Annotated in this window: 17 protein-coding genes; 8 read left to right on the top strand and 9 right to left on the bottom strand. The window is 62.3% G+C overall.

All coding sequences use genetic code 11. From position 1 onward, the window contains the following. Nucleotides 1-53: 53 nt before the first annotated feature. Nucleotides 54-968 carry an MBL fold metallo-hydrolase gene (locus L7A15_RS03325; protein WP_237189848.1) on the top strand — a complete coding sequence of 305 codons (915 nt, stop codon included), beginning with the start codon at nucleotides 54-56 and terminating at the stop codon, nucleotides 966-968. An 81-nt stretch (nucleotides 969-1,049) separates the two neighbouring features. Here L7A15_RS03325 and L7A15_RS03320 read toward each other — a convergent pair whose 3' ends face one another. Next, nucleotides 1,050-2,600: a phosphatase PAP2 family protein gene (locus L7A15_RS03320; RefSeq protein ID WP_237208907.1), complete on the bottom strand. Its 1,551-nt coding sequence runs from the start codon at nucleotides 2,598-2,600 to the stop codon at nucleotides 1,050-1,052. A 231-nt stretch (nucleotides 2,601-2,831) separates the two neighbouring features. Between L7A15_RS03320 and L7A15_RS03315 the strand changes: the two genes are divergently transcribed. Further along, nucleotides 2,832-3,878, top strand: coding sequence for an o-succinylbenzoate synthase (locus L7A15_RS03315; protein WP_237208906.1), 1,047 nt, complete (start codon nucleotides 2,832-2,834; stop codon nucleotides 3,876-3,878). A 78-nt stretch (nucleotides 3,879-3,956) separates the two neighbouring features. Beyond that, the gene (menD, locus tag L7A15_RS03310) at nucleotides 3,957-5,660 is read left to right on the top strand and encodes a 2-succinyl-5-enolpyruvyl-6-hydroxy-3-cyclohexene-1-carboxylic-acid synthase (protein ID WP_237208905.1); all 1,704 of its coding nucleotides are present in this window, start codon (nucleotides 3,957-3,959) and stop codon (nucleotides 5,658-5,660) included. Between the two features lie 121 nt (nucleotides 5,661-5,781). Here the strand turns inward: menD and L7A15_RS03305 are convergent, their stop codons facing one another. The 4 genes from L7A15_RS03305 to L7A15_RS03290 all read right to left on the bottom strand — a co-directional run bounded on the left by L7A15_RS03305 (nucleotide 5,782) and on the right by L7A15_RS03290 (nucleotide 9,613). Then, a complete protein-coding gene (locus L7A15_RS03305; RefSeq protein WP_237189886.1) occupies nucleotides 5,782-5,937 on the bottom strand; it encodes a methionine/alanine import family NSS transporter small subunit in 156 nt (51 codons plus the stop codon). A 2-nt stretch (nucleotides 5,938-5,939) separates the two neighbouring features. After that, on the bottom strand, nucleotides 5,940-7,556 hold the full coding sequence (locus L7A15_RS03300) for a sodium-dependent transporter (protein ID WP_237208904.1): 1,617 nt from the start codon (nucleotides 7,554-7,556) through the stop codon (nucleotides 5,940-5,942). A gap of 164 nt (nucleotides 7,557-7,720) precedes the next feature. Next, nucleotides 7,721-8,743 (bottom strand): polyprenyl synthetase family protein, encoded by a 1,023-nt coding sequence (locus tag L7A15_RS03295; protein WP_237208912.1) that lies wholly within the window; start codon nucleotides 8,741-8,743, stop codon nucleotides 7,721-7,723. Between the two features lie 135 nt (nucleotides 8,744-8,878). Next, entirely contained in the window at nucleotides 8,879-9,613 is a 735-nt protein-coding gene (locus L7A15_RS03290) for a demethylmenaquinone methyltransferase (RefSeq protein WP_237208903.1), read from the bottom strand. 197 nt (nucleotides 9,614-9,810) lie between these two features. Here L7A15_RS03290 and L7A15_RS03285 point away from each other — a divergent pair, with 197 nt between their 5' ends. The 3 genes from L7A15_RS03285 to L7A15_RS03275 all read left to right on the top strand — a co-directional run bounded on the left by L7A15_RS03285 (nucleotide 9,811) and on the right by L7A15_RS03275 (nucleotide 12,278). Next, the gene (locus L7A15_RS03285; protein ID WP_237208902.1) at nucleotides 9,811-10,581 is read left to right on the top strand and encodes an ABC transporter substrate-binding protein; all 771 of its coding nucleotides are present in this window, start codon (nucleotides 9,811-9,813) and stop codon (nucleotides 10,579-10,581) included. A gap of 109 nt (nucleotides 10,582-10,690) precedes the next feature. Then, a complete protein-coding gene (locus L7A15_RS03280) occupies nucleotides 10,691-11,485 on the top strand; it encodes an amino acid ABC transporter permease (RefSeq protein WP_237188793.1) in 795 nt (264 codons plus the stop codon). 31 nt (nucleotides 11,486-11,516) lie between these two features. Further along, entirely contained in the window at nucleotides 11,517-12,278 is a 762-nt protein-coding gene (locus L7A15_RS03275; RefSeq protein ID WP_237208901.1) for an amino acid ABC transporter ATP-binding protein, read from the top strand. A 110-nt stretch (nucleotides 12,279-12,388) separates the two neighbouring features. Here L7A15_RS03275 and rarD read toward each other — a convergent pair whose 3' ends face one another. Together rarD and L7A15_RS03265 are read right to left on the bottom strand one after the other, a co-directional pair. Next, nucleotides 12,389-13,357 (bottom strand): EamA family transporter RarD, encoded by a 969-nt coding sequence (rarD, locus tag L7A15_RS03270; protein ID WP_237208900.1) that lies wholly within the window; start codon nucleotides 13,355-13,357, stop codon nucleotides 12,389-12,391. 147 nt (nucleotides 13,358-13,504) lie between these two features. Next, nucleotides 13,505-14,833 (bottom strand): DUF6882 domain-containing protein, encoded by a 1,329-nt coding sequence (locus L7A15_RS03265; protein ID WP_237208899.1) that lies wholly within the window; start codon nucleotides 14,831-14,833, stop codon nucleotides 13,505-13,507. A gap of 195 nt (nucleotides 14,834-15,028) precedes the next feature. Between L7A15_RS03265 and L7A15_RS03260 the strand changes: the two genes are divergently transcribed. Beyond that, a complete protein-coding gene (locus L7A15_RS03260; RefSeq protein ID WP_237208898.1) occupies nucleotides 15,029-16,321 on the top strand; it encodes an SseB family protein in 1,293 nt (430 codons plus the stop codon). An 18-nt stretch (nucleotides 16,322-16,339) separates the two neighbouring features. Continuing rightward, entirely contained in the window at nucleotides 16,340-18,793 is a 2,454-nt protein-coding gene (locus tag L7A15_RS03255) for an MMPL family transporter (protein ID WP_237208897.1), read from the top strand. Nucleotides 18,794-18,935: 142 nt separating this feature from the next. On the opposite strand, the gene L7A15_RS03250 is transcribed toward L7A15_RS03255, so the two are convergent. Then, on the bottom strand, nucleotides 18,936-20,402 hold the full coding sequence (locus L7A15_RS03250) for a catalase (protein WP_237208896.1): 1,467 nt from the start codon (nucleotides 20,400-20,402) through the stop codon (nucleotides 18,936-18,938). A gap of 93 nt (nucleotides 20,403-20,495) precedes the next feature. Beyond that, on the bottom strand, nucleotides 20,496-21,044 hold the full coding sequence (locus L7A15_RS03245) for a Fur family transcriptional regulator (protein ID WP_237208895.1): 549 nt from the start codon (nucleotides 21,042-21,044) through the stop codon (nucleotides 20,496-20,498). Nucleotides 21,045-21,601: the final 557 nt, after the last annotated feature.

Genomic DNA, 21,601 nt, shown 5'->3' with positions numbered 1-21,601 from the left:
GCCAAGGGAAGGAAAATAGAGTGCAGTCGCCCGGTATCCAGTAGTTTTAAAGTATGGCTAGAACTCTAGAAATCGCCGATGGTGTCTACCAAATCTCCACCGATAACTACCGACTCAACTCGGGACTCATTGTCGGTGCCACGAAGGCAATGATTGTTGACACCGGGGCTGGCCCCCGTCAGGGCGCTGAAATTCTGCGGGCCGTCCGACGGGTCACCGGCCTTCCCCTGGTGGTAGTGAACACCCATGCCCACTTTGACCGCTTCATGGGTAACGCGGTCTTCAAGGGGGACGGCGTGACCGATTTTTGGGCCCACCCGCGAGCGGCCCGAGCCATTGAGAATTATGGCGACCGCCAGCGTCTGTATGTGGAGGTCTTGGAGCCTGAGATGGCCCACCAGCAGGGACATAACACCGAGCTGGTTGTTCCCACCCGTTTCCTCCCCGGCGACGGCACCCGCCCTGCCTTTACCCGGGTTGATCTGGGGGAACGCGCCGTCACCCTCATGTATCTGGGCCTGGCCCACACGGATGGGGACGTCCTGGTGGGGGTTGATGATGTGCTTTTTGCCGGTGACATTATTGAGCAGGGCTCCGACCCGGCCTTTGACGATTCCTACCCCCAGTTGTGGGTGAGCACCCTGCGTACCCTGGCCGGGCTGGACCGCTACCGGATTTTTGTGCCGGGCCACGGCACCCCCGTTGAGTCTACTTTTATTGAGCGTATGGCTGACACCATGGAAGACGCCGTGCAGAAGATCGCGGATTCGGCCCTGAATGAGGTAAAGGGAGCTACCACCGCCTCAATGTATCAGCTTCCCTACTCTGGTGGCTCTACCCGTATCTTGTTGGATCGTCTGATGAAACTTGAGGCCCGCGAAGCTGAGGGGCAGGGGCTGTCGACCGTCCGGTTTGAGGGTGACGCCGCCTCTGGCCTCACCGGCCCGATTACCCTGGGGCAGGGCTAGGGGCCATCACCCCGGGCTGGCCTAAAGTAAAACCCACGAGGTCTTGGACCTCGTGGGTTTTTGCTGTCTGGGGGTGGGGTGCTAGTAGGCCCAGACCTTGCGGTAGGCGCTGCGTTGCTTGTTCTGAGGGCGGAGCAGGGCAATCTGAATGCTAGTGGTCAGGGAGGCTGTTGCAGCGATGAGGCAGATAGCGGCGACGAAGGCTGAACCCGGGATGGGGTTGGTGTAGGTGATCCAGTAGAGGGCTAAGGCGCAGAAGCCGATGAAGAAGCCTGAGATGGAGAGCAGGGGCACCAGAATCAGGCCGGACCGCTGGGTGTTGCTCATGTCCAGCTCTTCTGAGCGCATGAACCGTAGGATCACCAGGCCCAGCACAGCCCACAGCCCGGTGATCAGTATGGCGGTGACGACGTCGGCCGGGCGGTGCCAGCCATTGACCACCGTGGAGTAGCCTGCTGCTACCGTGAAGACCATGCTGAGTAGGGCGACGGTCGGGCGGAAGCGTTTGGGGGAGGCCAAAAAGAGGGCTAGGCCGGCTGCCGCGGCAAAGGTGGTGTGCCCCGAGGGGGCGGAGTTCCCCAGGGCCTCTTGGATACCCAGGTTGGGCTTGATGATGAAGTAGTTCTTCAAAAGCTGGGTGGAGATGTTTGCACCGATTGCCATGCCCAGGCCTACGAGGGCGGGCACGAAACGGTGCTTCCAGATCAGCACGAAGAGCAGGCCGATACCAGCGACGACACCGGCGGCAGCTGGAATCATGTCCAGCAGGCTGGAGGTCTGCTCTGTGTAGGTCATGAACTGGTAGGAGAATTCTTGGAAGGAAACTTCATCAAGGTGCTGGCCGGTGGGGGTGGTGATGAAAAAGATGAAGGCCGTCAGGAGCAGCACGAAGATTGTGCCACCGGCAAAGAAGTGCTGGATCAGGGTCCAGAGGGAGGGGCGGGTCTGCCGGATGTGGGAGGGGGTCAGCATCTGCAACCGGCCGGACGGCGACCCCTCACCTGCGTGGGGCTGGGCCGGGTAGCTTGTGCCACTGGAGAAGGCGGAAGGCTGGCCCGCCAAGGGGTAGGGGGACGGACCTGGCTGGGGTGCTCGCTGGGGGATAGGCTGGGCGGCCTTGGCTTGGGCTTTACTTGCGGCCCGGGCTGCACGTTCCTTCTTGACGCGCTCGGCTGTTTTCTTTGCCTTGACGCTGGCTTTTGCGCTGGCTGCGGCCAGGCTGCTTTTTGCCGCTGAGAAGGACGAGGCTGCCCCCGCCTGCAGCTTTGCCTTGAGGTCTTCGCTGGTTGAGGGCGGGATATGAACGGAGGAGAGGGGGCGGGTGGCGTCCTGGGGGGCAGGATTCTGCCCCTGAGGGGACCGGCCCTGCTCAAATCTGTCCTGGTCGTAGGGCCCGGGAGTCTGCAGGGGGCGGGTGGGAAGGACGGTAGTTGCGTCCGGGTCCTGGCCCTGGGGCGCGGGTGCGGACGGCGGCAGGTCGCCGGAGGAGCGTCGGGGCAGGACGACGGTCGCGTCGTCATCTGCCTGCCCGAAGGCATCAGCTGACGAAGGGTGAGAAAGGGCTGGGAGTACCTCAGTGGCATCGTCATTGATACCGGGCATCGAACCTGTCTTGAGCTTCTTACCGTCCACGTGAAACCCGTCGCACCTTTCGCCTACTGCCAATTCAAAGTGGAGCCACAGGAGGGCAAGGAAAACCCAGCCTGCACATGCAATAAACAGTCATATTATGTTGCTCCACTGCATATTGTGCCAGATACACTTGTGACTTTCCTGGGAGAACGCTTAGCGCCAGGGGTGCATCTGGATAGACCGGCCCAATCACCTCTTTCACTCTGCTCTCTTGAGGAGTACATTGACAGTATGAACCACACTGATCCCTTGCCCCTTTCCCCCGCCTTTGAGCTACCCCCTATAGAGAGAATATTGGCTGACACCTTCGTGGTCTCCTTACCCATGAAAGTGAAATTCCGGGGGGTCACCACCCGGGAAACCGCCCTGATCCGCGGCCCCCAGGGCTGGGGGGAGTTCGCCCCCTTTCCCGAGTACGGCCCGGCTGAAAGCGCCGCCTGGTTGGCCTGCGCCCTCGAAGCGGCCTACCTGCCCTACCCCGATCCCGTCCGCACCAGTATTCCCCTCAACGCCACCGTCCCCGCTGTGTCCGAGTACCAGGTTGAGGACGTTCTGGAGAGCTACCAGGGGGAGATCCGGGAAATCAAAATTAAGGTGGCAGAGACCGGCCTACCCTTTGACGTCTCCCTGCACCAAGACCTCAAACGGGTCGCCGCCGTGCGGGCCGCCCTGCCCTCTGCCCGCCTGAAAATCGACGCCAACGGGGGCTGGACCGAAGACCAAGCCGTCCGCGCCCTCACCGAGCTCGCCGACTACGACCTCATCTACGCAGAACAGCCCGTGCCCGGCATTGAGGGCCTAGCCCGCGTCCGCGAGCAACTCCGCGCCGCAGGCAACCCCCTGCCCATCGCCGCCGACGAAGCCGTCCGCAAGGCCAACGACCCCCTCGAAGTCGCCCGCCTGGGAGCCGCAGACCTCATCATCATCAAGGCTGCCCCCCTCGGCGGCGTCCGCCGGGCCCTCTCCATAGTCCACGAAGCTGGCCTACCCGCCGTCGTCTCCTCCGCCCTCGAAAGCTCCATCGGTATCCGCACCGGAGTGGCCCTGGCCGCCGCCCTGCCGGAGCTTCCCTACGGCTGCGGCTTAGGTACGGTATCCCTCATGGAACAGGACGTCGTCACCCAGCCCCTCGTCGCCCTCGACGGGGAACTGCCGGTCAGGGACGTCACCCCCGACCGTTACCTCGTCCGAGCCGCAGAAGCCTCCGAGGCTCGCACCGCCTGGTGGCACTACCGAATCCGCGAAAGCTACCGGGCCCTCACCGGAACCAACTCCTAACCAAGGCCGCCTGCCCCACCCCCGGCAGGGGTGGGGCCACAGACAGTAAAGGGACGGGGCAGCGAGTAAACTGGTGGGGTGACTGTAGCGCCCTCATCCTCCTTCATCACCTCAATCTCCCTGCTGGATACCCTCGTTAGGGCCGGTATGCGCCACCTGGTGCTCTCACCCGGCTCCCGCTCCGCCCCCCTGGCCTATGCGGTCGCCGCCCTCGCCGAAGCCGGGATCCTAGAAGCCCACGTCAGAATCGACGAACGCAGTGCCGCCTTTACCGCCCTCGGCCTCGCCCGAGCAAGCGGCCAGCCGGTAGGCATTGTCACCACCAGCGGCACCGGCGTCGGCGAAACCCTCCCCGCCCTCATGGAGGCCTACCACAGCGGAGCCCCCCTGGCCCTGCTCTCAGCCGACCGGCCCGACCGCCTCCAAGGCACCGGGGCCAACCAAACCACCCGCCAGGCCCACATCGCCCCAGCCCACACCCGCGCAACCGTCACCCTGGCAGATTACTCGGCTGACCCCGCAGACCCCCAAACCTCCGCCCTCAACCGGGCACTCGCCGTCCTCACCGGCCGCAACGAAAACAACTGGGACCAGCCAGGCCCCACCCCCCGAGGCCCCGTCCAAATCAACCTGGCCCTCGACACCCCCCTCACCCCCAACGAGGCAGACCAAACCATCCTGAAACGCTGGGCCCAGGCGCTCGCCGCCGAGCCACCACAGGCCCCGGCCCCCCTGCCCCCGGCAGACTCTACCGCTGACTCCTGGCTCCGCTCAGCTGACCTTCCCGCAGAAAGCTACCGCACGGTCGTCGTCGCCGGTGACGGGGCTGGCCCCCTAGCCCAGGGCTTTGCCCAAAAACTAGGCCTGCCCCTGCTGGCTGAGCCCTCCTCCAACGCCCGGTTCTCGCCGGTTGCTATCCCGGCCTACCGCCAGGTGCTAGCCGGGGAACTGGGCCAGCAGATTGAACGGATCGTCGTCTTTGGCCACCCCACCCTCTCCCGCCCCGTCGCAGCCCTCCTGGCCGACCCGGCACGCCAGCGGGCCCTCTACACCCCGGCACCCGCCCCCTGGTATGAACCCGGGGCCCTCGACCTGCGCGAGGTAAGCAACCTGGCAGACCTGGCCGACTTTGCCGGTAGCGGCCAGGGGGCTACCACCGAGGACGGGCAGGACTGGACGGCCAGCTGGAGCACAGCCGGACAGGACCTAGCCCGGGACCTGAACCAGCAGATCGCCGTCTACCGGGCAGGAACCAACACCACCAGCGCCAAGCCCGGGGCCAGCTCCGCAGACCGCACCGCAGGCTACGCCCTGGCAGAATCAACCTGGCGGGCCTGCCTGGATGACGACACCGTACTCATGGTGGGCTCCTCCAACCTGATTCGCGACCTAGACCTCATCGCCCCCTCCCTTCCAGCCTCCCCCCTGGTCTTTGCCAACCGCGGGCTGGCCGGTATCGACGGAACCATCGCCACAGCCTCCGGTATCTCCCTGGCCCTCAACCGGCCCGTGCGCGTCCTACTCGGTGACCTGACCTTCCTGCACGACACCGGCTCCCTCAACATCGGCCCCACCGAGCGGAAACCCGACCTTGAAGTCCTGGTCTACGACGACCGGGGCGGCGGAATCTTCTCAACCCTCGAACACGGCCAACTCGGGCAAACCGAGCAGTTCAGCGCAGCTGTCACCCGCTTCTTCACCACCCCGCACACCGCCGACCTCGCAGCCCTGGCCCAGGCCTGGGGGGATAACGGAATCCGGGTACAGGTCATCACCCCCTAGCGGCTATCAGGCCAGCCCACAAGCCCGTCCGGCCCGGCCCAGCAGAAACCAAGCACAAGAAAAACCGGCCCCTCCCAGCATGAACTGGGAGGGGCCGGTCTATGGAAAGGTACCTGGCAGGTTAGGCCTGCTCAGTAGCCCAGGGGGCTACGGGTTCCTGGTCGTTCTCTGCACCTGACTCGTCAGGGTGTCGGGAGAGGTGGATCAGGGCCATGCCCAGGCCACCCCAAATCAGGGCGATAGAAACGATCAGCATGGTAATGGCGATGGAGCTCATGACTAGGCACCTTCCTTTTCAGAGGCCGAGGCAGCTGCCGACTGGGCGGTAGCGTCTACGTGGCCGTGGACGACCTTGCCGCCAGCAATCGGGGGAGCGGGAGGGGTCAGGGCCGCGCGGGAGGTCTTAGACCAGGGCAGCATGGAAATGATGATAGCTGCAACCAGCAGGGCAATGACCATGCCCCAGCCGAAGATGTTGAGCATGTCAGCCGGGTAGCCCTCGTAGGGTTCGTTGATCAGGCCGATGAAGGTGTTGATCAGGGAGTAACCCAGGATCAGGGGGGTGACGCCTGCCAGCAGGAGCATCCAGAGCTTGCCCATCTTCCAGGACGAACGCTCGTTGAGGTGGTCACGGAAGATCGGCAGGGCACGCAGTAGGTAGGCAACCACGAAGATGGAGACTAGGCCAGCTGCCAGGATGCCGAACTGGTTGACGAAGTTATCCAGGATATCCAGGACGTAGAGGCCGGAGGTGGTGGCCATCAGGACGATGGAGATCACTGCGATGGGGGCAATCACCAGCAGGGTGGAGCGCACGCGGCCCAGGTTGAACTTGTCTTCAACACCGGCAACGATGACCTCAACGATGGAGATCATGGAGGTGAAGCCTGCAAAGAGCAGGGATCCGAAGAAGAGCACACCGATCAGGGTGCCGCCGGGGGCCTGGGAGATGATGGTGGGGAAGGCGATGAAGGCCAGGCCGATACCGGAGGTAGCAACCTCTGAGACCTGGGTGCCAGCGGCGGTTGCCATGAAGCCCAGGGCTGCGAAAACGCCGATACCTGCCAGCAGCTCGAAGGAGGAGTTGGCGAAGCCCACGACCGCACCGGAGCCGGTCAGGTTGGTCTTGTTCTTCAGGTAGGAGGCGTAGGTGATCATAATGCCGAAGCCGATGGACAGGGAGAAGAAGATCTGGCCGTAGGCTGCTACCCAGACGCCGGGCTCGGTCAGAGCGGCCCAGTCGGGGGTGAAGAGGGCGTCCAGGCCGGTCATGGCGCCGGGCAGGGTCAGGGAGTAGCCGACCATGACCAGGAACATGATGACCAACACGGGGATGAAGAAGACGTTGGCCAGGCCCACGCCCTTCTGCACACCCAGGGACATGATGATCGCCAGCAGAACCCAGATGCCAATCAGGGGGTAGAGAATACCGGGCACGAAGTCAAAGGTCAGGGCGACCGGGTCAGCCAGCTGCAGGACGTCCGCGAAGAAGAAGGTCTGCGGGTCTTCACCCCAGGCGTGGGTGAAGGAGTAGATGAAGTAGCGGGCTGCCCAGGCCAGAATCACCGCGTAGTAGATGGCGATGATGAAGTTGATGCCCATGTGCCACCAGCCGATGAATTCGGTCTTGCGGTTCAGGCGGCGGAAGGCCAGGGGGGAGGAGGCGCGGGCACGGTGGCCGATGACGTAGTCAAAGAAGAGGAAGGGCAGACCTGCGGTGAGCAGGGCGACCAGGTAGGGGATCATGAAGGCGCCGCCGCCGTTATCGTAGGCGACGTAGGGGAAGCGCCAAATGTTACCAAGGCCGACGGCTGAGCCGATGGCCGCAAAGATGAAGACCTTGCGGCTGGAGAAGCCTTCGCGTTTCTTGGGCGCTGAGGTTGTTTGTGTACTCATGGAGAGTCCCTCGCTGGGTGAAGGTGAATGAAAAACAAATTGTAGTATGTGGGTTCAGACTAGCAAGTGATAAATAATTCTCAAATAGTGGATAGAAAAGTTAAACAAAAAAATCCCGGTGGTTTTCCACTGGGATTCTTTTGGTGCTTGTCAGCCGGTGGCGGCTAAAAATCTCTATGAACGACGGCGTGGGCGAAAGACTTGAGGGCTTCTTTCACGACGGAGTCGGGCAGGGGTTCGAGGGCGGCAATGGCGTCGTCGGCCCACTGGTAGGCAATCTTCCAGGCTTCCTCGGTGACGGGGTGGGCGGCGAGGGCGGCGACGGCTTCGGCCAGGGCTTCATCACTGGTTAGATCGCCCTGGATCAGGGTCTGGACGTGCTTGGCTTCTAGGTCACCGGCTGCAGCGGCCCGGTCGAGCAGGATCGTGGGGAGGGTGGGGACGCCCTCACGCAGGTCGGTGCCGGGGGTCTTGCCGGAGGAGGCGGAGGGGCTGGTGACGTCGATGACGTCGTCAGCGAGCTGGAAGGCGACGCCGACGAGCTCGCCGTAGCGGGCCAGCATCTGGACGGTTGCTTCGGGGGAGTCAGAGAGGATGGTGCCGTAGGAGCCGGCTGCCGCGATCAGGGAGCCGGTCTTGCCTTCAATGACCTTGATGTAGTGGGTGAGCAGGTCCTCGTGTTCTTCGGGGCCGGTGGTTTCGAAGAGCTGGCCCAGCACCAGACGCTCAAAGGTCTGGGCCTGGACGGCCAGGGCCCGGCCGCCGAGTTCGGAGACGATGAGGGAGGCGCGGGAGAAGATGAGGTCGCCGGTCAGAATAGCAACTGAGTTACCCCAGATGTTCTGGGCGGTGTCGACCCCGCGGCGCTTGGGGGCGTCGTCCATGACGTCGTCGTGGTAGAGGGTCGCCAGGTGGGTGAGTTCTACGACGACGGCTGCGTCAATGACCCGGTCGTTGATGCCGCCACCGGCTGCTGCGGCCAGCAGGGTGAGCAGGGGGCGCACCCGCTTGCCTCCGGCTGAGAGCAGGTGGCGGGAGGCAACGTCGGCAAGACGGTTGGTTTGGGCGACTGCCCGCTCTAGGCGGAGTTCAATTTCGGCGAGGGCTTCAAGAATTTGGGGCCCAAGCTCGGGGTCCTGGGCGATGAGTTCGAAGCCCTTGGGGAGGGTGAAGTCAGCTTCAGGCATGAGTTCTGAAGGGCTCAGGGGGGAACCGGGGGTTTCAGTCACTGTTGTGTTCACTTCTTGTTGGTATCTCTAGCCGTCTGGCTGACATCTGGGCGGGCTTAATAAGTGTACCTGGTAAGGCTGGTGACGCCAGGGTTAGGCGGTGGGCTTGTAGGCCCGGTGGAGGGCGACGATACCGCCGGTTAGGTTCTTGTACTGAACGTTCTGCCAGCCTGCTTCGGTGAAGTGGCGGGCTAGTTCGTCCTGGTTGGGCCAGGCCAGAATAGATTCGGCCAGGTACTCGTAGCTTTCGGGGTTGGAGGAGACGGCGCGGGCTACCGGCGGGATTAGCTTCATGATGTAGTTGCGGTAGATAGCGCGGAAGGGGCCGAAGGTGGGGGTGGAGAATTCGTTGATGACGATGCGGCCGCCGGGCTTGGTGACGCGGTAGAGTTCGCGCAGGGCCTGGGGGTAGTCGGCGACGTTCCGTAGCCCGTAGCTCATGGTGACGGCGTCGAACTCTTCGTCGGCAAAGGGGAGGGCGGTGACGTCGGCCTGGACGAACTCGATGTCGGGGCGACGGCGGCGTCCTACTGCCAGCATGCCCTCGGAGAGGTCGGCGGCAATGACCTTGACCCCGGCGTCGGCAAAGGGCTCAGAGGAGGTGCCGGTTCCTGCGGCAACGTCGAGGACTTTCTGCCCGGGCTTGGCGTCTACGGCGGCGACGGTCTGCTTGCGCCAGTAGATGTGCTGGCCCAGGGACATGATGCCGTTCATCAGGTCGTAGCGTTCGGCTACCTGATCGAACATGGAAGAGATGTCGGTGGTCTTTTTGGAAAGGTCTGCTCGGTTCACCCTAGTTATTTTGTCATGTTTACCGTCAAAGCACATGTTCTGGTGGGCTACGAAACACCGGGGAGGGGTCGGACGGGGCCTACCCGGCTGGGCTGGGGCCGTGCTGTGGGGGAGTGGGGGTGGGCAACACCTAATGAATAATCATGCACATGTTTGCATTTATTCATTTGTCGGTGCAGAATAAAGCACAAAGCAAAACACATTCACCAGCACCTACCGATAGAGGTTCACCCATGAAGAAGGCTCCCTTCGCCCTTGCTGCAACCGCCCTGTTGCTGACTGCCTGCGGTTCATCTGGCACCGGCACCACCACCGCATCCGGCGTCTCCCTCATCAATGAGGGCAAGCTCACCGTCTGCACCAACCCTCCCTACGCCCCCTTCGAGTACGAAGAAAACGGCAAGATCGTTGGTCTGGACGCCGACATCGCCGCCGCTATCGCTACCGACCTGGGTGTAGAGGCAGAAATGTTCTCCACTGCCTTTGAGGGTATTCAGTCCGGTGTGGCCCTCTCTTCCAAGCAGTGCGACATCGCCTTCTCCGGTATCACCGTCACCGACGAACGCGCCACCGTCATGACCTTCACCGACTCCTACGTTGACGACAACCTGGCTATCCTGGTCCCGGCAGGCTCCGACATCAAGAGCGACGCCGATATCTCCGGCCGCAAGATTGGCGTCCAGCAGGCAACCAGCGGCGAAAAGTACGCCCAGGAAGCTGGCGCTGAAACCGTCCAGTACGAAGACAACGGCCTCCTGTTGCAGGCCGTTCAGACCGGCCAGGTCGACGCCATCGTCGGTAACATCACCGTCCTGTCAGAAATGCTGACCAGCGACGATACCCTCTCCGTCGTCCAGGAAATCGAAACCGGTGAAAAGATCGCTGGCGCCGTCGCTACCGACAACACCGCCCTGCTTGAGGCCGCCAACGGTACCCTCAAGAAGATGGAAGAGGACGGCCGCCTGGCAGACCTCCGCGAGAAGTACCTGGGTGTTAGCCAGTAAACTGGCACCCACCCCGTCCTCACCCGACGGACCCTAACCTCACCCAAGGGGGGTAGGCCTGCACCCAGCAGCCCTACCCCCGCACTGCGTCCCCCAAGGAAAACCGCCCATGGCCCTGTCTACCCGGCAGAAACAGAACTACGCCCGCTACGCCCAGTACGCCCTGCTGATTATCATCGCCCTCGTCATCCTCGTCGTCGCCGACTGGGGAACCCTGCGCGATAAGGCTTTCAACCCTGAGATTATTGCCAACCAGTTCCCCGGAATCATCACGGTAGCCCTCAAAAACACCCTGATTTACACGGCCCTGGGCTTCGTCGTCGGCCTAGCTGGCGGTATTTTGCTGGCCCTGATGAAGATTTCCTCCATCGCCCCCTACCGCTGGCTGTCTACCCTCTACATCGAGCTCTTCCGCGGCCTGCCCGCCCTCCTGGTCTTCATTGCCTTTGGCTACGGTATTCCCCTGGCCTTCGGCCTGCGCCTGAACAACTACGTCACCGTCATGCTTGCCCTGGGCATGGTGTCAGCTGCCTACATCGGCGAGGTCCTGCGTGCCGGTCTTGAAGCTGTGCCCAAGGGCCAGTACGAGGCCGCCCGCTCCCTGGGTATGAGCCATACCCGGGCCATGGTTACCGTCATCATTCCCCAGGCCTTCCGCATCGTCCTGCCCCCGCTGACCAATGAAGTGATCCTGCTGACTAAGGACTCATCCCTGGTCTACCTGCTGGGTATGTCAGTGGCCCAGTACGAACTGACCAAGTTCGGCCGCGAGGGAATCTCAGCGTCCGGGGCGGGCCTCACCCCGCTGGTCATCGCCGGTGCCTGCTACCTGATCATTACCGTCCCCCTCGGCTTCCTGGCCCGCTACTTCGAAAAGCGCACCAAGGCCCGCTCCCGCAAGTAACGCCCCTCGAAACCACCTAGGAAACAACACTATGACTGAACAGACTGCACCGGCCTCTGTCACCATCACAGACCTGCACAAGTCCTACGGCGAGGTCGAGGTTCTCAAGGGAATCAACGTCTCTGTCGCCCCCGGCGAGGTCGTCTGCCTCATCGGCCCCTCCGGCTCCGGCAAGTCCACCCTGCTACGCTGCGTCAACCTGCTCGAAACCCCCAACTCCGGCACCATCGAGGTTGCCGGTCACGCCGTCACCGACCCCGACGTCGACATCGACGCCATGCGCCGCTCCGTCGGCATGGTCTTCCAGCAGTTCAACCTCTTCCCCCACCTGACCGTGCTCGAAAACTGCACCGTCGCCCAGATCAAGGTGCTCAAGCGATCCAAGGCAGAAGCCCAGAAAATCGCCCTGGCCAACCTCGAAAAAGTGGGCCTGGCCGATAAGGCTGCCCGCCACCCCGACCAGCTCTCCGGCGGTCAGCAGCAGCGCGTCGCCATCGCCCGCGCCCTGTCCATGAACCCGGCCCTCATGCTCTTTGACGAGCCGACCTCCGCCCTGGACCCCGAAACCGTCGGCGACGTCCTCGGCATTATGCGCCAGCTGGCCTCAGAGGGCATGACCATGATCGTGGTGACCCATGAGATGGCCTTCGCCCGTGACGTCGCTGACCGCGTGGTCTTCATGGACGGCGGCGTGGTGGTTGAAGAGGGCCCCTCCGATGAGGTCATCGGCAACCCCCAGCACGAACGCACCAAGCTCTTCCTCTCCCGCGTGCTCAACCCCACCGCCCAGTAGATTCAGCACCGCCAGAGCATAAAAGCAGCCCAGACCCCTTGAATGCGGGCCTGGGCTGCTTTTGTATGCTTGTTTTTCTGTGGGGCTGTCTCAGCCGACTTTGATTTTGCCTAGTCGTTCTTAATCTGGGGCAGCATACCGGTGTTGGTGTCGGGGGAGGGAACCTCAGCGGACGGCTTGCGGGTTCGTGCCCTGCGCTGGGTGAGCAGGGAGTCGGTGATGAAGAAGGCCGCAGCGACCCACACCAGCACAAAGCCTGCCCAGCGGCCTGCTGAGAGGTGTTCCTGGGTCACGAACAGGGCAACGAGGAACTGAAGGGTGGGGCCAACGTATTGAACCATGCCCAGCACAGAGAGCGGGACGCGGGCAGCGGCTCCCGCAAAGAGAAGCAGGGGCACCGCTGTGAGTACGCCGCTGGCTACCAGAATCCAGAAATGGGCCGGGCCTTCTGTCAGCAGGGTGAGCTGGCCGCTGCCAGCAAAGTACCACATCAGTACAGCTGCTAGCGGGGTCAGGAGCAGGGTCTCCATGGTCAAAGAGACCAGGGCTGGCACCGCCCCAATTCGTTTCTTGACCAGCCCGTAGAAACCGAAAGTAAAAGCCAGCCCCAAGCTCAGCCAGGGCACTGAGCCGTACAAGACCACCATGACCAGCACCGCAAGCGCAGCAACACCGATACCGGCCCACTGGAGGGGGCGCAGGCGCTCACCCAGGAAGACTACGCCTAGGGCGACCGAGACAATGGGGTTGATGTAGTAGCCCAGGGAGGCTTCCATGACGTTGTTGCTGGTGGTGGCAATGACGTAGAGCAGCCAGTTGCCGAAGATGAGCAGGCTAGCGATCAGCAGAAGGCCGACCTGGCGCAGGTTGCCTAGCACCGCCACCAGGTTTTTGACCTGCCGGGTGAGCGGCAGCAGGGCTAAACAGAAGACCAGCGAAAAGAGCACCCGGCCCGCCACAATCTCTAGGGGAGTGGCTGGTGCTGTCAGCATGAAGTAGAGGGGGAAGAGCCCCCAGATCAGGTAGCAGAAAAAGGCGTAGAGGCCGCCTACTACCTGCTCGTTTTTGCTTGTGCTCACCGCGCTGTCTTCCTTATGTTTCTCTCGGTGGTGGGGCTTGGGGTGGTGGGCGCCTGCGGCCTGCAGCGGGGCGGGCCGGTGGCGCTACGAGAAAGTGGCTACCCGATGCATACCGGGTAGCCACTGGCAGGTGTTCTATGCGAGGGCCTAGAGGCCGAAGAAGCGGCTGAAGAAGCCCTTCTTTTCTTCCTTGGGCTTGGGGCGGGCAGCGGCCTCAGCGCGTTCAGCCTCAAGGTCGGGGGCAGAACCAGCGACCCGAATTTCAGCAGCAGGACGGACGGGCTCGTCCTCCTCCACTGATTCGTAGCCGGCAGGAAGATCCTCAGCCTGTGCTGCTTCTTCAACCTCAGCGGCAGGCTCTTCTTCACGGACGATATCTTCATCAGCGATAGCGCTGGTGGTGACGCGGCCGGGCTGAACATCTTCAGCAGGTTCCTGGTCGTAAGGATCTTCAACGTTGGGGTAGACACGGTCGGTGGTGATAGTGCCCTCAACCTCGTCTTCAGCCTGGGCAAGGTCGCCTGCCTCGGGCTGTTCAGCGACGGCCTCGACCTCAAGGTCACGGGCCTCACGGGCAGCTTCTTCGGCTGCCAGCTGTTCAGCCTCAGCAGCGCGGGCGGCTTCGGCGCGGGCTTCGTCCTCACGGGCAGCTTCTTCTGCTGCCTGGCGTGATGCTTCTTCGCGGGCGGCAAGCTGGGCTGCTGCTTCGCGGGCGGCCAGGGCCTGGATCTCCCGACGCTCTGACTCAAGCTGTTCACGGTGGTCCTGGGCTTGGGCTGCCAGACGGTTCAGTTCAGCTGCGTCAACCTCAGGTTCAGCTGATTCGATTCCGGAGATCTTGCCCTGGTCGAACCAGAGGCGGAGGGCCCCGTCGGAGGCGGTAATGACAGCGGTAGCTTCGGTATCCCAGGAAATGTGGGCGCCGCGCAGCTTGGCGTAGGAATCGACAGCCCGCAGGTGGTCAACGGCAGTGCCGGTCTGCAGGGCCTGGGCCATGACCTGGCCCATACGGTTGACGGTGGGGGCGCCCAATTCGAGTTCGGGGCCTTCCAGCAGGATCCAGGCGCGGACGCCAGCCCCGGCGGTGACGGGGTAGTGGGCGTAAATGCCGGTGAGGGCCTTGGACGCCAGGGTGAGCTTGCGGGCCAGACCTGAGTCGAGGGGGAGCTCATCGGTGGTCAGCTCAGCTACAGAATGCACCTGACCGCCCTCGCGGGCCTGCATCGCAGCAGAAACAACAGCGTCGGGGAAGTAGCCGAGTTCCTTCCACGACCAAATCCATGATCCGCGCTTCTCTGACTCAGTACCCAACAGGTAGGGGGTCAGGCTGACGGAGGCATCAGATTTCAGGGTGAAGGACGGTGCAGAAAAATCCACCGTCCATTCAGAATCGCCGCTGACCTCAGCGAGGCGAGCCTGGTATTCAGTGGACAAAAAGATTGAATCGTCAATCAGATCCTGCAGTGATTTAGTCATACGACAAGGCTAGCAAGTCAGCCGTTCCAGCGCACCTTTCAACCCTGCCTCTGTGCTGTTTTTGCCACAAAAAGAACAGGCCAGCGCCCTGACCGCCCAAATCTTGCTTTAATAGTGAGAAATATAAACAAAAGCCGCCCAGACAACCCCCGCCCGGGGGGAGCCCGTCCGGCCCCAGCACGCAGCTAGGAAGACATGCCTCAGCCCACCCCCCGCTACACCCCAGAAGAACGCCCCGCCAAGCTCCAAGAAGCCCTCAACGCCATCGGCAGTTGGCTCCTCGGCGTTGTCTCAGTGGAACCCGGCTGGAGTGAACTCGTCCTTGACCTCAAACCCCACGCCCATGCCGTCTTCGCCCGCATCACCGAAACCCGGGACGACACAGACACCGTAGGCAGCGTCGGCCCCATCAAGGACGGCAGCCCCGTGCTCCCCGAAATCAAGAAACTTCAAGAGGCCGCCTACGTCGAAAACGAGGGCACCTGGCTCACAGCCTCCATCGTTATCGCCGCAAGCGGCTGGCCCACCCCCTCCTACAGCATCGGGGCCTCCTACAACCGCATGCTTGAACCCGCAGCCCTGGGCGACGAAGGCCCCTACACAACAGAAGACATCCGGGCCCACTTCACAGAATTCAGCCGCACCGACGAGCACACCCCCATCTGGGCAGCAGCCCGCCTCGCAACCGCAGACCCGCGTGCCACCCAGGCCGGCCCCCTGCCCCAGGGCCCCATCAACACCCACCTCACAGACGCCCTCAAGGCCTTTGAAACCAACCGCACCGAACAGGCCCTCGCCAACGTCGTGCGCACAGCCCAGGGTGGCCACCTCATCATGGACATCACCCAGTCCACCACCAACGAAGCAGGCCAACCCCACATCAACTACCAGGTACTCCGCCTAGCCAACGGCATGAGAGCCCTCACCGCCTACAGCAGCGCCCAGGCAGCCACCTCCTACTCAGCCAGCCTCGGCCAGGCCCAGGCCCGCCTGGCCGTCGAACCCGCCGCCAAGGTCTACATGCAGGTCGCCCAAGACCCCACCATCGACGTCCTCGTCATCGACCCAGGCAGCAGCCACGAATGCTTCGTTGAAAAACCTCAAATCCAGTGGGTCCTCTCCTCACCCCATAACCTGGCAGCCCAGCGGGCCCTCAGCGAAGAAAACATGCACAACCTACTCCTCGCCCTGGCCGCCCCCTCATCAATCCTGCTCTTCGCAGTGCGCCCCGACGATTCTGCTGGCCGCCCCATCATGGTCAAACCCGACGAAGGCAGTGAACCCCACGCCCTCGTCTTCACCTCCGTCGCAGATATCGCAGCCCTGGACCCCACCCTCCAGGTCCGCAGCGCCCCCGCCCTCGACGTCCTCAAACTCATTGCCTCAAGCACCAGCCCTGCCCTACGCATCAACGCCCTCGCCCCCCACGCAACCTTGCCCATGGAACAGGTGCGTGAACTCATCAACCTCGCAGAATCAAGCTCCTAAGCCCCGAAAAGACACCCCATGATCGGCCTCCTTCGAACCCTCGGCTACGTCGTTGCCCGTCACGCCCGTCTCGTCCTGATCCTCTGGATCCTGGCCCTGACCCTCGCCGGTACAGGCGCCCTCACCCTAGCCAAAGGCCCCACCGCCAGCTACACCATGCCCGGAGCCGAATTTGAGCACGTGAGGACGGAACTCCAAAACAAAATCCCAGAAAACGGCATATCCAACGCCTTCGTCGTCCTCTCATCACCCTCCTCCTTTACCGAAGAGCAGCAAACCAGGGTCGTTGAAGCAATTGCTGAAGCCTTAGAACACGATGAAGTCGTCAGCATCATCGACCCCTTCACCGTCGAACAAGCCGTCAAAGAACTTCAAACCGCCTTCAACGAAGCCGAAACCCGTTTTAACGAAGCCAGCGCCCAGGTAGCCGACGGTGAAAAAGCCCTCGAAGAAGCCCGCAACCAGCCCACCGAAGGCCTCAGCCCCGAAGAACTAGCCAGCAGGGAAGCTGCCCTCCAGGAACAGGCCCTCGCCCTCGCCCAGGCCAAAGAAACCCTGCGCATCCAAACTGAAGAATTCAAACTCGCCGAACGGGAACGGGCATCAGCCGGAACTATGTCGGTGGTTAACGACGACCGTACCGTCGCCCTCATCCCTCTCTCCTTCAACCAAGACTCCAACTCCCTGCCCCCCGAGCTGCGCGACAGCCTCATGGCCACCTTCAGCCAGCTCACTGACGTAGGACTGACCGTAGACTTCAGTAACGAACTGGCCCAAGACGTCAGCGACATCATGGGCGCTTCTGAAATCATCGGTCTGATCGTTGCCCTGATCGTTCTCTTTGTAACCCTCCGGGCTGTCCTGGCCGCAGGCCTGCCCCTCGTGCTGGCACTCATCGGGGCAGGAACCGCCGTCGCCCTGGTCTATACCAGCACAGCCTTCATTGGCATGACCCCCACCGACCCCGTCCTCGCCCTCATGCTGGGCCTCGGCGTTGGAATCGACTACGCCCTGCTGATCCTCTACCGCTACCTCGAAGAGCTCAGGGACGGCCGGAGCGTCATCGACGCGGTTGCAACAGCCAACTCCACAGCAGGCCACTCCGTCATCTACGCCGGGGCAACCAACATCATCGCCCTGTCTGCACTCAGCATCACCGGACTTCCCTTCCTCACCGTGATGGGCCTTGCAGGGGCCTTCTCCGTTGCCCTGGTCGTCCTGGCCTCCGTCACCCTCGTCCCAGCCTGCCTCTCCCTGCTTGGCACCAGGCTCCTCTCCCGCGCAGACCGCGCCCTCCTCGACGAAACCCAGCGCATCGAGCAAACCGTAACCCCCACCAGCCGCAAGGAAGCCGTCGCCTCCCTCGATACCACCCCCACCGGCTGGGCCGGCATTTTCACCCGCTTCCCCGGCCTACTCACCCTGGCCTCCATTGGCCTCCTCCTCATCGCCATCATTCCCACCACCTCCCTGCGGCTGGGGCTACCCGACGGCTCCTACCAGCACCCCGACACCACCGCCTACAAGGCCTACCACACCATCTCAGACAACTTCGGCGAAGGCTTCAACGGCCCCATCATGGCTGCTGTCACCCTGGCAGTTCCCGGTGATGAAAACCGCCTCCGAAACGTCGCCCTCGACGCAGCAGACCGCTTGAAAAACAACCGGATCGACAGCGTTGCCATCCTCTCAACCAGCGAAGACAACAGTACCGCTGTAGTCGCCTTCTTCCCCGAGGAAGGCCCCTCCACTGAAAGCACCCTCAACACGGTGAACTCCATGCTGGAGAAAGAAGAAGCTGTTGAGAAGGCCACCGCAACGAGCATCGGCCTGACCGGCCAAACGGTTGCAAACATCGAAATTTCAGAGCGCATCGCAACCTCAGTACCGATCTACCTCACGGTAGTCATCGCACTCTGCTTGATCTTGATGGCCATAGTCTTCAGGTCTATCCTCATCCCGGTGATGGCGACCTTCGGGTTCCTGTTGTCCACACTGGCCTCATTCGGCGCTGTCGTCGCTGTCTACCAGTGGGGCTGGCTCGGGGACGTCCTCGGCGTCACCCAGCCAGGTCCCATCCTGGCCTTCCTGCCGATTCTGCTCATCGGCATCCTCTTTGGCCTCTCCGTCGACTACCAAATCTTTATCGTCTCCGGTATGCGCGACGCCAAGCTGGCCGGGCACACCTCCTACGAATCCGTGATCCTGGGCTACAAGCAGGGCAAGGCCGTCGTGACAGCCTGCGGCATCATCATGATCGCTGTTTTTGCGGGCTTTGTCTTCTCCCACCTCACCGTGATTCGCCCCATCGGCCTCGCCCTGGCCCTGGGCGTGGCCATGGACGCCTTCTTGATCCGCACCACCTTTATTCCCGCCACTATGTACCTACTGGGGGACGCCGCCTGGTGGTGGCCCTTTGGGCGTCAAGAGGTAGACGAGGACGACAAGCCCCGGCATATCGCCGACAGCTAGACCCTAGCCCGGCGGGAAGCGCAGCCCCAGCTGACAGCACAGCCCCGGCATACAGAACAGCCCCGGCATACAGAACGGCCCCCGCACCAGCTGGTGCGGGGGCCGTCCTTTCACCTAGAAACTATCTAGATAAGTGTTGAGCCTAGAGGGCAGCGACAGCTTCGCGGACGCGGGCACCCAGCTCTTCGTGAACGGAATCCCAGTACTTGAAAGCACGCTCACGGATCTCATCTGACTTCACAGCACCGACGTGACCGGCGATGTTGGATACCAGGCGGGCCTTAGCGGCGTCGTCCATAACATCGGCGTAGAGGGTGCGGGCCTGGCCGAAGTCGTCGTCCTCAGCGTGTAGGGAAGCAGCGGAACGGACGAGAGCGCCGTCGGCCTCCCAGGAGCCTTCACCGGCGCGGGCAGCGTCAGCGTGGGGGCCACCGAAGGTGTTGGGGGCGTAGACCGGGGTGTCAGCGGTCTTGAAGGTGTAGCGCATAGCGCCGTCCTGGCTGTAGTTGTTTACTTCAGCGTTCTTCGCGTAGTTGACGGGCAGGTCAGCGAAGTTGGTGCCAACACGGTAGCGGTGGGCGTCGGGGTAGGAGAAGATACGGCCGAGCAGCATCTTATCGGGGGAGGCACCAATACCGGGAACGAAGTTGGAGGGTGAGAAGGCGGCCTGCTCAACCTGGGCAAAGAAGTTCTCGGGGTTCTTGTTCAGGGTCATCTTACCGACCTTGATCAGCGGGTAGTCGGCGTGCGGCCAGACCTTGGTCAGATCGAAGGGGTTGAAACGGTAGGTCTTGGCGTCCTCGTAGGGCATGACCTGAACGTAGAGGGTCCATGAGGGGAACTCGCCGCGTTCGATAGCCTCGTAGAGGTCCTGACGGTGGTAGTCAGCGTTCTCACCGGCGATACGGTTAGCTTCTTCCTGGGTCAGGAAGTCGTTACCCTGGTCGGTCTTGAAGTGGTACTTGACCCAGAAACGCTCGCCCTCGGCGTTGATCCACTGGTAGGTGTGGGAACCGAAGCCGTCCATGTGGCGCAGGGTCGCGGGGATACCGCGGTCGCCCATGAGCCAGGTGACCTGGTGGGCTGATTCGGTGCGGAGGCTCCAGAAGTCCCACTGCATGTCGTTGTCGCGCAGGCCAGAACCGGGCAGGCGCTTCTGGGAGTGGATGAAGTCGGGGAACTTGATGGCGTCGCGGATGAAGAAGACGGGGGTGTTGTTACCGACGATGTCGTAGTTACCCTCGGTGGTGTAGAACTTGATGGCGAAGCCGCGGGGGTCGCGCCAGGTATCGGGGGAGCCCTGCTCACCGGCAACGGTGGAGAAGCGGATCACCATGTCGGTGGAGACGCCGGGCTGGAAGAGGGCGGCGCGGGTGTACTTGGAGACGTCCTCGGTGGTTTCGAATACGCCGAAAGCACCGGTGCCCTTAGCGTGGACGACGCGCTCGGGGACGCGCTCGCGGTTGAACTGGGCGAGCTTTTCTACGGTGTAGGCGTCGTGCAGGACGATGGGGCCGTCATTGCCTACGGTCAGGGAGTCGTTGTCTGAGGCAACGGGGGCACCCTGGGCGGTGGTGGTGAATGAACCGGGCTTAATCGGGTTGTTCATTTCTCCTACTTTCCTGTGTGGGGTGGATTTTCAGCGGTCTTTCTCGGGCCTTGGGCGTGAGATAGGGGTGCTGAAGGTGGTGTAGCTACTGGTTTAGCTGGCGGGAGCGAGGGCTGCTGCTTGCTGGGCCAGGGCTACTTCTTTCTCCTCGGCTGTTTGGCAGGTTTGGCAGATTCCTCGGTAGAGGACGTCTGCGCTGATGAGGGCCATGCCGTGGAAGTTGTTGGGGGTCAGGCAGGGGGCTGCTCCGATGGCGCAGTCCACGTCTTCGACCTTGCCGCAGCGGATGCAGTAGGCGTGGTGGTGGTTGTCGCCGGTGCGGGTTTCGTAGAGCCCTGCTGACCCGGGGGGCTCGAATTTGCGGAGCATGTTGATGTCGGTGAGGTCTGCGAGGACGACGTAGACGGATTGGACCGTGATGCCCGGTAGTTCTTCGCGGACGGCGGTGACGATGGCGTCTGCGGTGGAGTGGGGGTTGTCGTGGACGGCGGTGAGGACGGCGAGGCGTTGTTTTGTGACGCGGCGTCCTTTGGCGCGGAGTTGGGCCGCCCAGGCTTCTTGGGGGGCTTCTGTCAGGACGCGGGCTGTGCCGGGGATGTGGTGGCAGCCTGGGTCTTGATCCGGGCGGGTTATTGACATCATGTCACCATACTATCCTTATTTTGAGTTCTTCACAATAAGGTGAACTTTGGGTGTTGTTCAGGTGAACCTAAGAGGTTCCTGTCCTCCTGGGAGGGGGTGGGAGGGAGGTGGAGCGGGGTGCGGGAAAAAATATTGTCGATAAAAGGCCTAGTCACAACAGGACTCTTGAGAAAGTGAAAGATTTTTTAAAAAAGTTCTGATTTTTGCGTCATGAAACGGGCCCCCAGCGCTCTTTATTTATGACAGCGCAAAACTGTCAGGGAATCTGCCACAGCCTGCAAAGGCCTAACAGTGAACCAAACCAAATTCGTTCCCGTCATGGGAAGCGGGAGCGAAACATAAGGGAATAAACAAACGGAGCCCACATACGATCGTGGGGATCAGTGAGCTCCACCGCTGATCGTCTGAGACTAGGGGAAAACGCCTCAGACAAGAAGCAAACACTGTGATGTGTATTCAAAAAGGTGCAGGGCCGCCGCTGCTGGAAACTCTGGCGGCTCTGCCACCTGAATACACAAGGAGGTTCAGGGCCGTTCGCGGGTTCTGAACACGCCAGG

The sequence above is a fragment of the Rothia nasimurium genome, from assembly GCF_928391935.1.
GTDB classification, from domain to species: domain Bacteria; phylum Actinomycetota; class Actinomycetes; order Actinomycetales; family Micrococcaceae; genus Rothia; species Rothia nasimurium_D.
The sequence above is the reverse complement of the archived record's forward strand: the minus strand, read 5'-3'. Positions and strand labels throughout refer to the sequence as shown.

Excerpts from the sequence above, each read along its gene's own strand:
- L7A15_RS03255 (WP_237208897.1), top strand. The coding sequence starts at position 16,340 with ATGATCGGCCTCCTTCGAACCCTCGGCTACGTCGTTGCCCGTCACGCC.
- L7A15_RS03280 (WP_237188793.1), top strand. The coding sequence starts at position 10,691 with ATGGCCCTGTCTACCCGGCAGAAACAGAACTACGCCCGCTACGCCCAG.
- L7A15_RS03305 (WP_237189886.1), bottom strand. The coding sequence starts at position 5,937 with ATGAGCTCCATCGCCATTACCATGCTGATCGTTTCTATCGCCCTGATT.
- L7A15_RS03295 (WP_237208912.1), bottom strand. The coding sequence starts at position 8,743 with ATGCCTGAAGCTGACTTCACCCTCCCCAAGGGCTTCGAACTCATCGCC.
- L7A15_RS03265 (WP_237208899.1), bottom strand. The coding sequence starts at position 14,833 with ATGACTAAATCACTGCAGGATCTGATTGACGATTCAATCTTTTTGTCC.
- L7A15_RS03260 (WP_237208898.1), top strand. The coding sequence starts at position 15,029 with ATGCCTCAGCCCACCCCCCGCTACACCCCAGAAGAACGCCCCGCCAAG.
- L7A15_RS03250 (WP_237208896.1), bottom strand. The coding sequence starts at position 20,402 with ATGAACAACCCGATTAAGCCCGGTTCATTCACCACCACCGCCCAGGGT.
- L7A15_RS03325 (WP_237189848.1), top strand. The coding sequence starts at position 54 with ATGGCTAGAACTCTAGAAATCGCCGATGGTGTCTACCAAATCTCCACC.
- L7A15_RS03275 (WP_237208901.1), top strand. The coding sequence starts at position 11,517 with ATGACTGAACAGACTGCACCGGCCTCTGTCACCATCACAGACCTGCAC.
- L7A15_RS03285 (WP_237208902.1), top strand. The coding sequence starts at position 9,811 with ATGAAGAAGGCTCCCTTCGCCCTTGCTGCAACCGCCCTGTTGCTGACT.
- L7A15_RS03300 (WP_237208904.1), bottom strand. The coding sequence starts at position 7,556 with ATGAGTACACAAACAACCTCAGCGCCCAAGAAACGCGAAGGCTTCTCC.
- L7A15_RS03315 (WP_237208906.1), top strand. The coding sequence starts at position 2,832 with ATGAACCACACTGATCCCTTGCCCCTTTCCCCCGCCTTTGAGCTACCC.
- L7A15_RS03290 (WP_237208903.1), bottom strand. The coding sequence starts at position 9,613 with ATGTGCTTTGACGGTAAACATGACAAAATAACTAGGGTGAACCGAGCA.
- L7A15_RS03245 (WP_237208895.1), bottom strand. The coding sequence starts at position 21,044 with ATGATGTCAATAACCCGCCCGGATCAAGACCCAGGCTGCCACCACATC.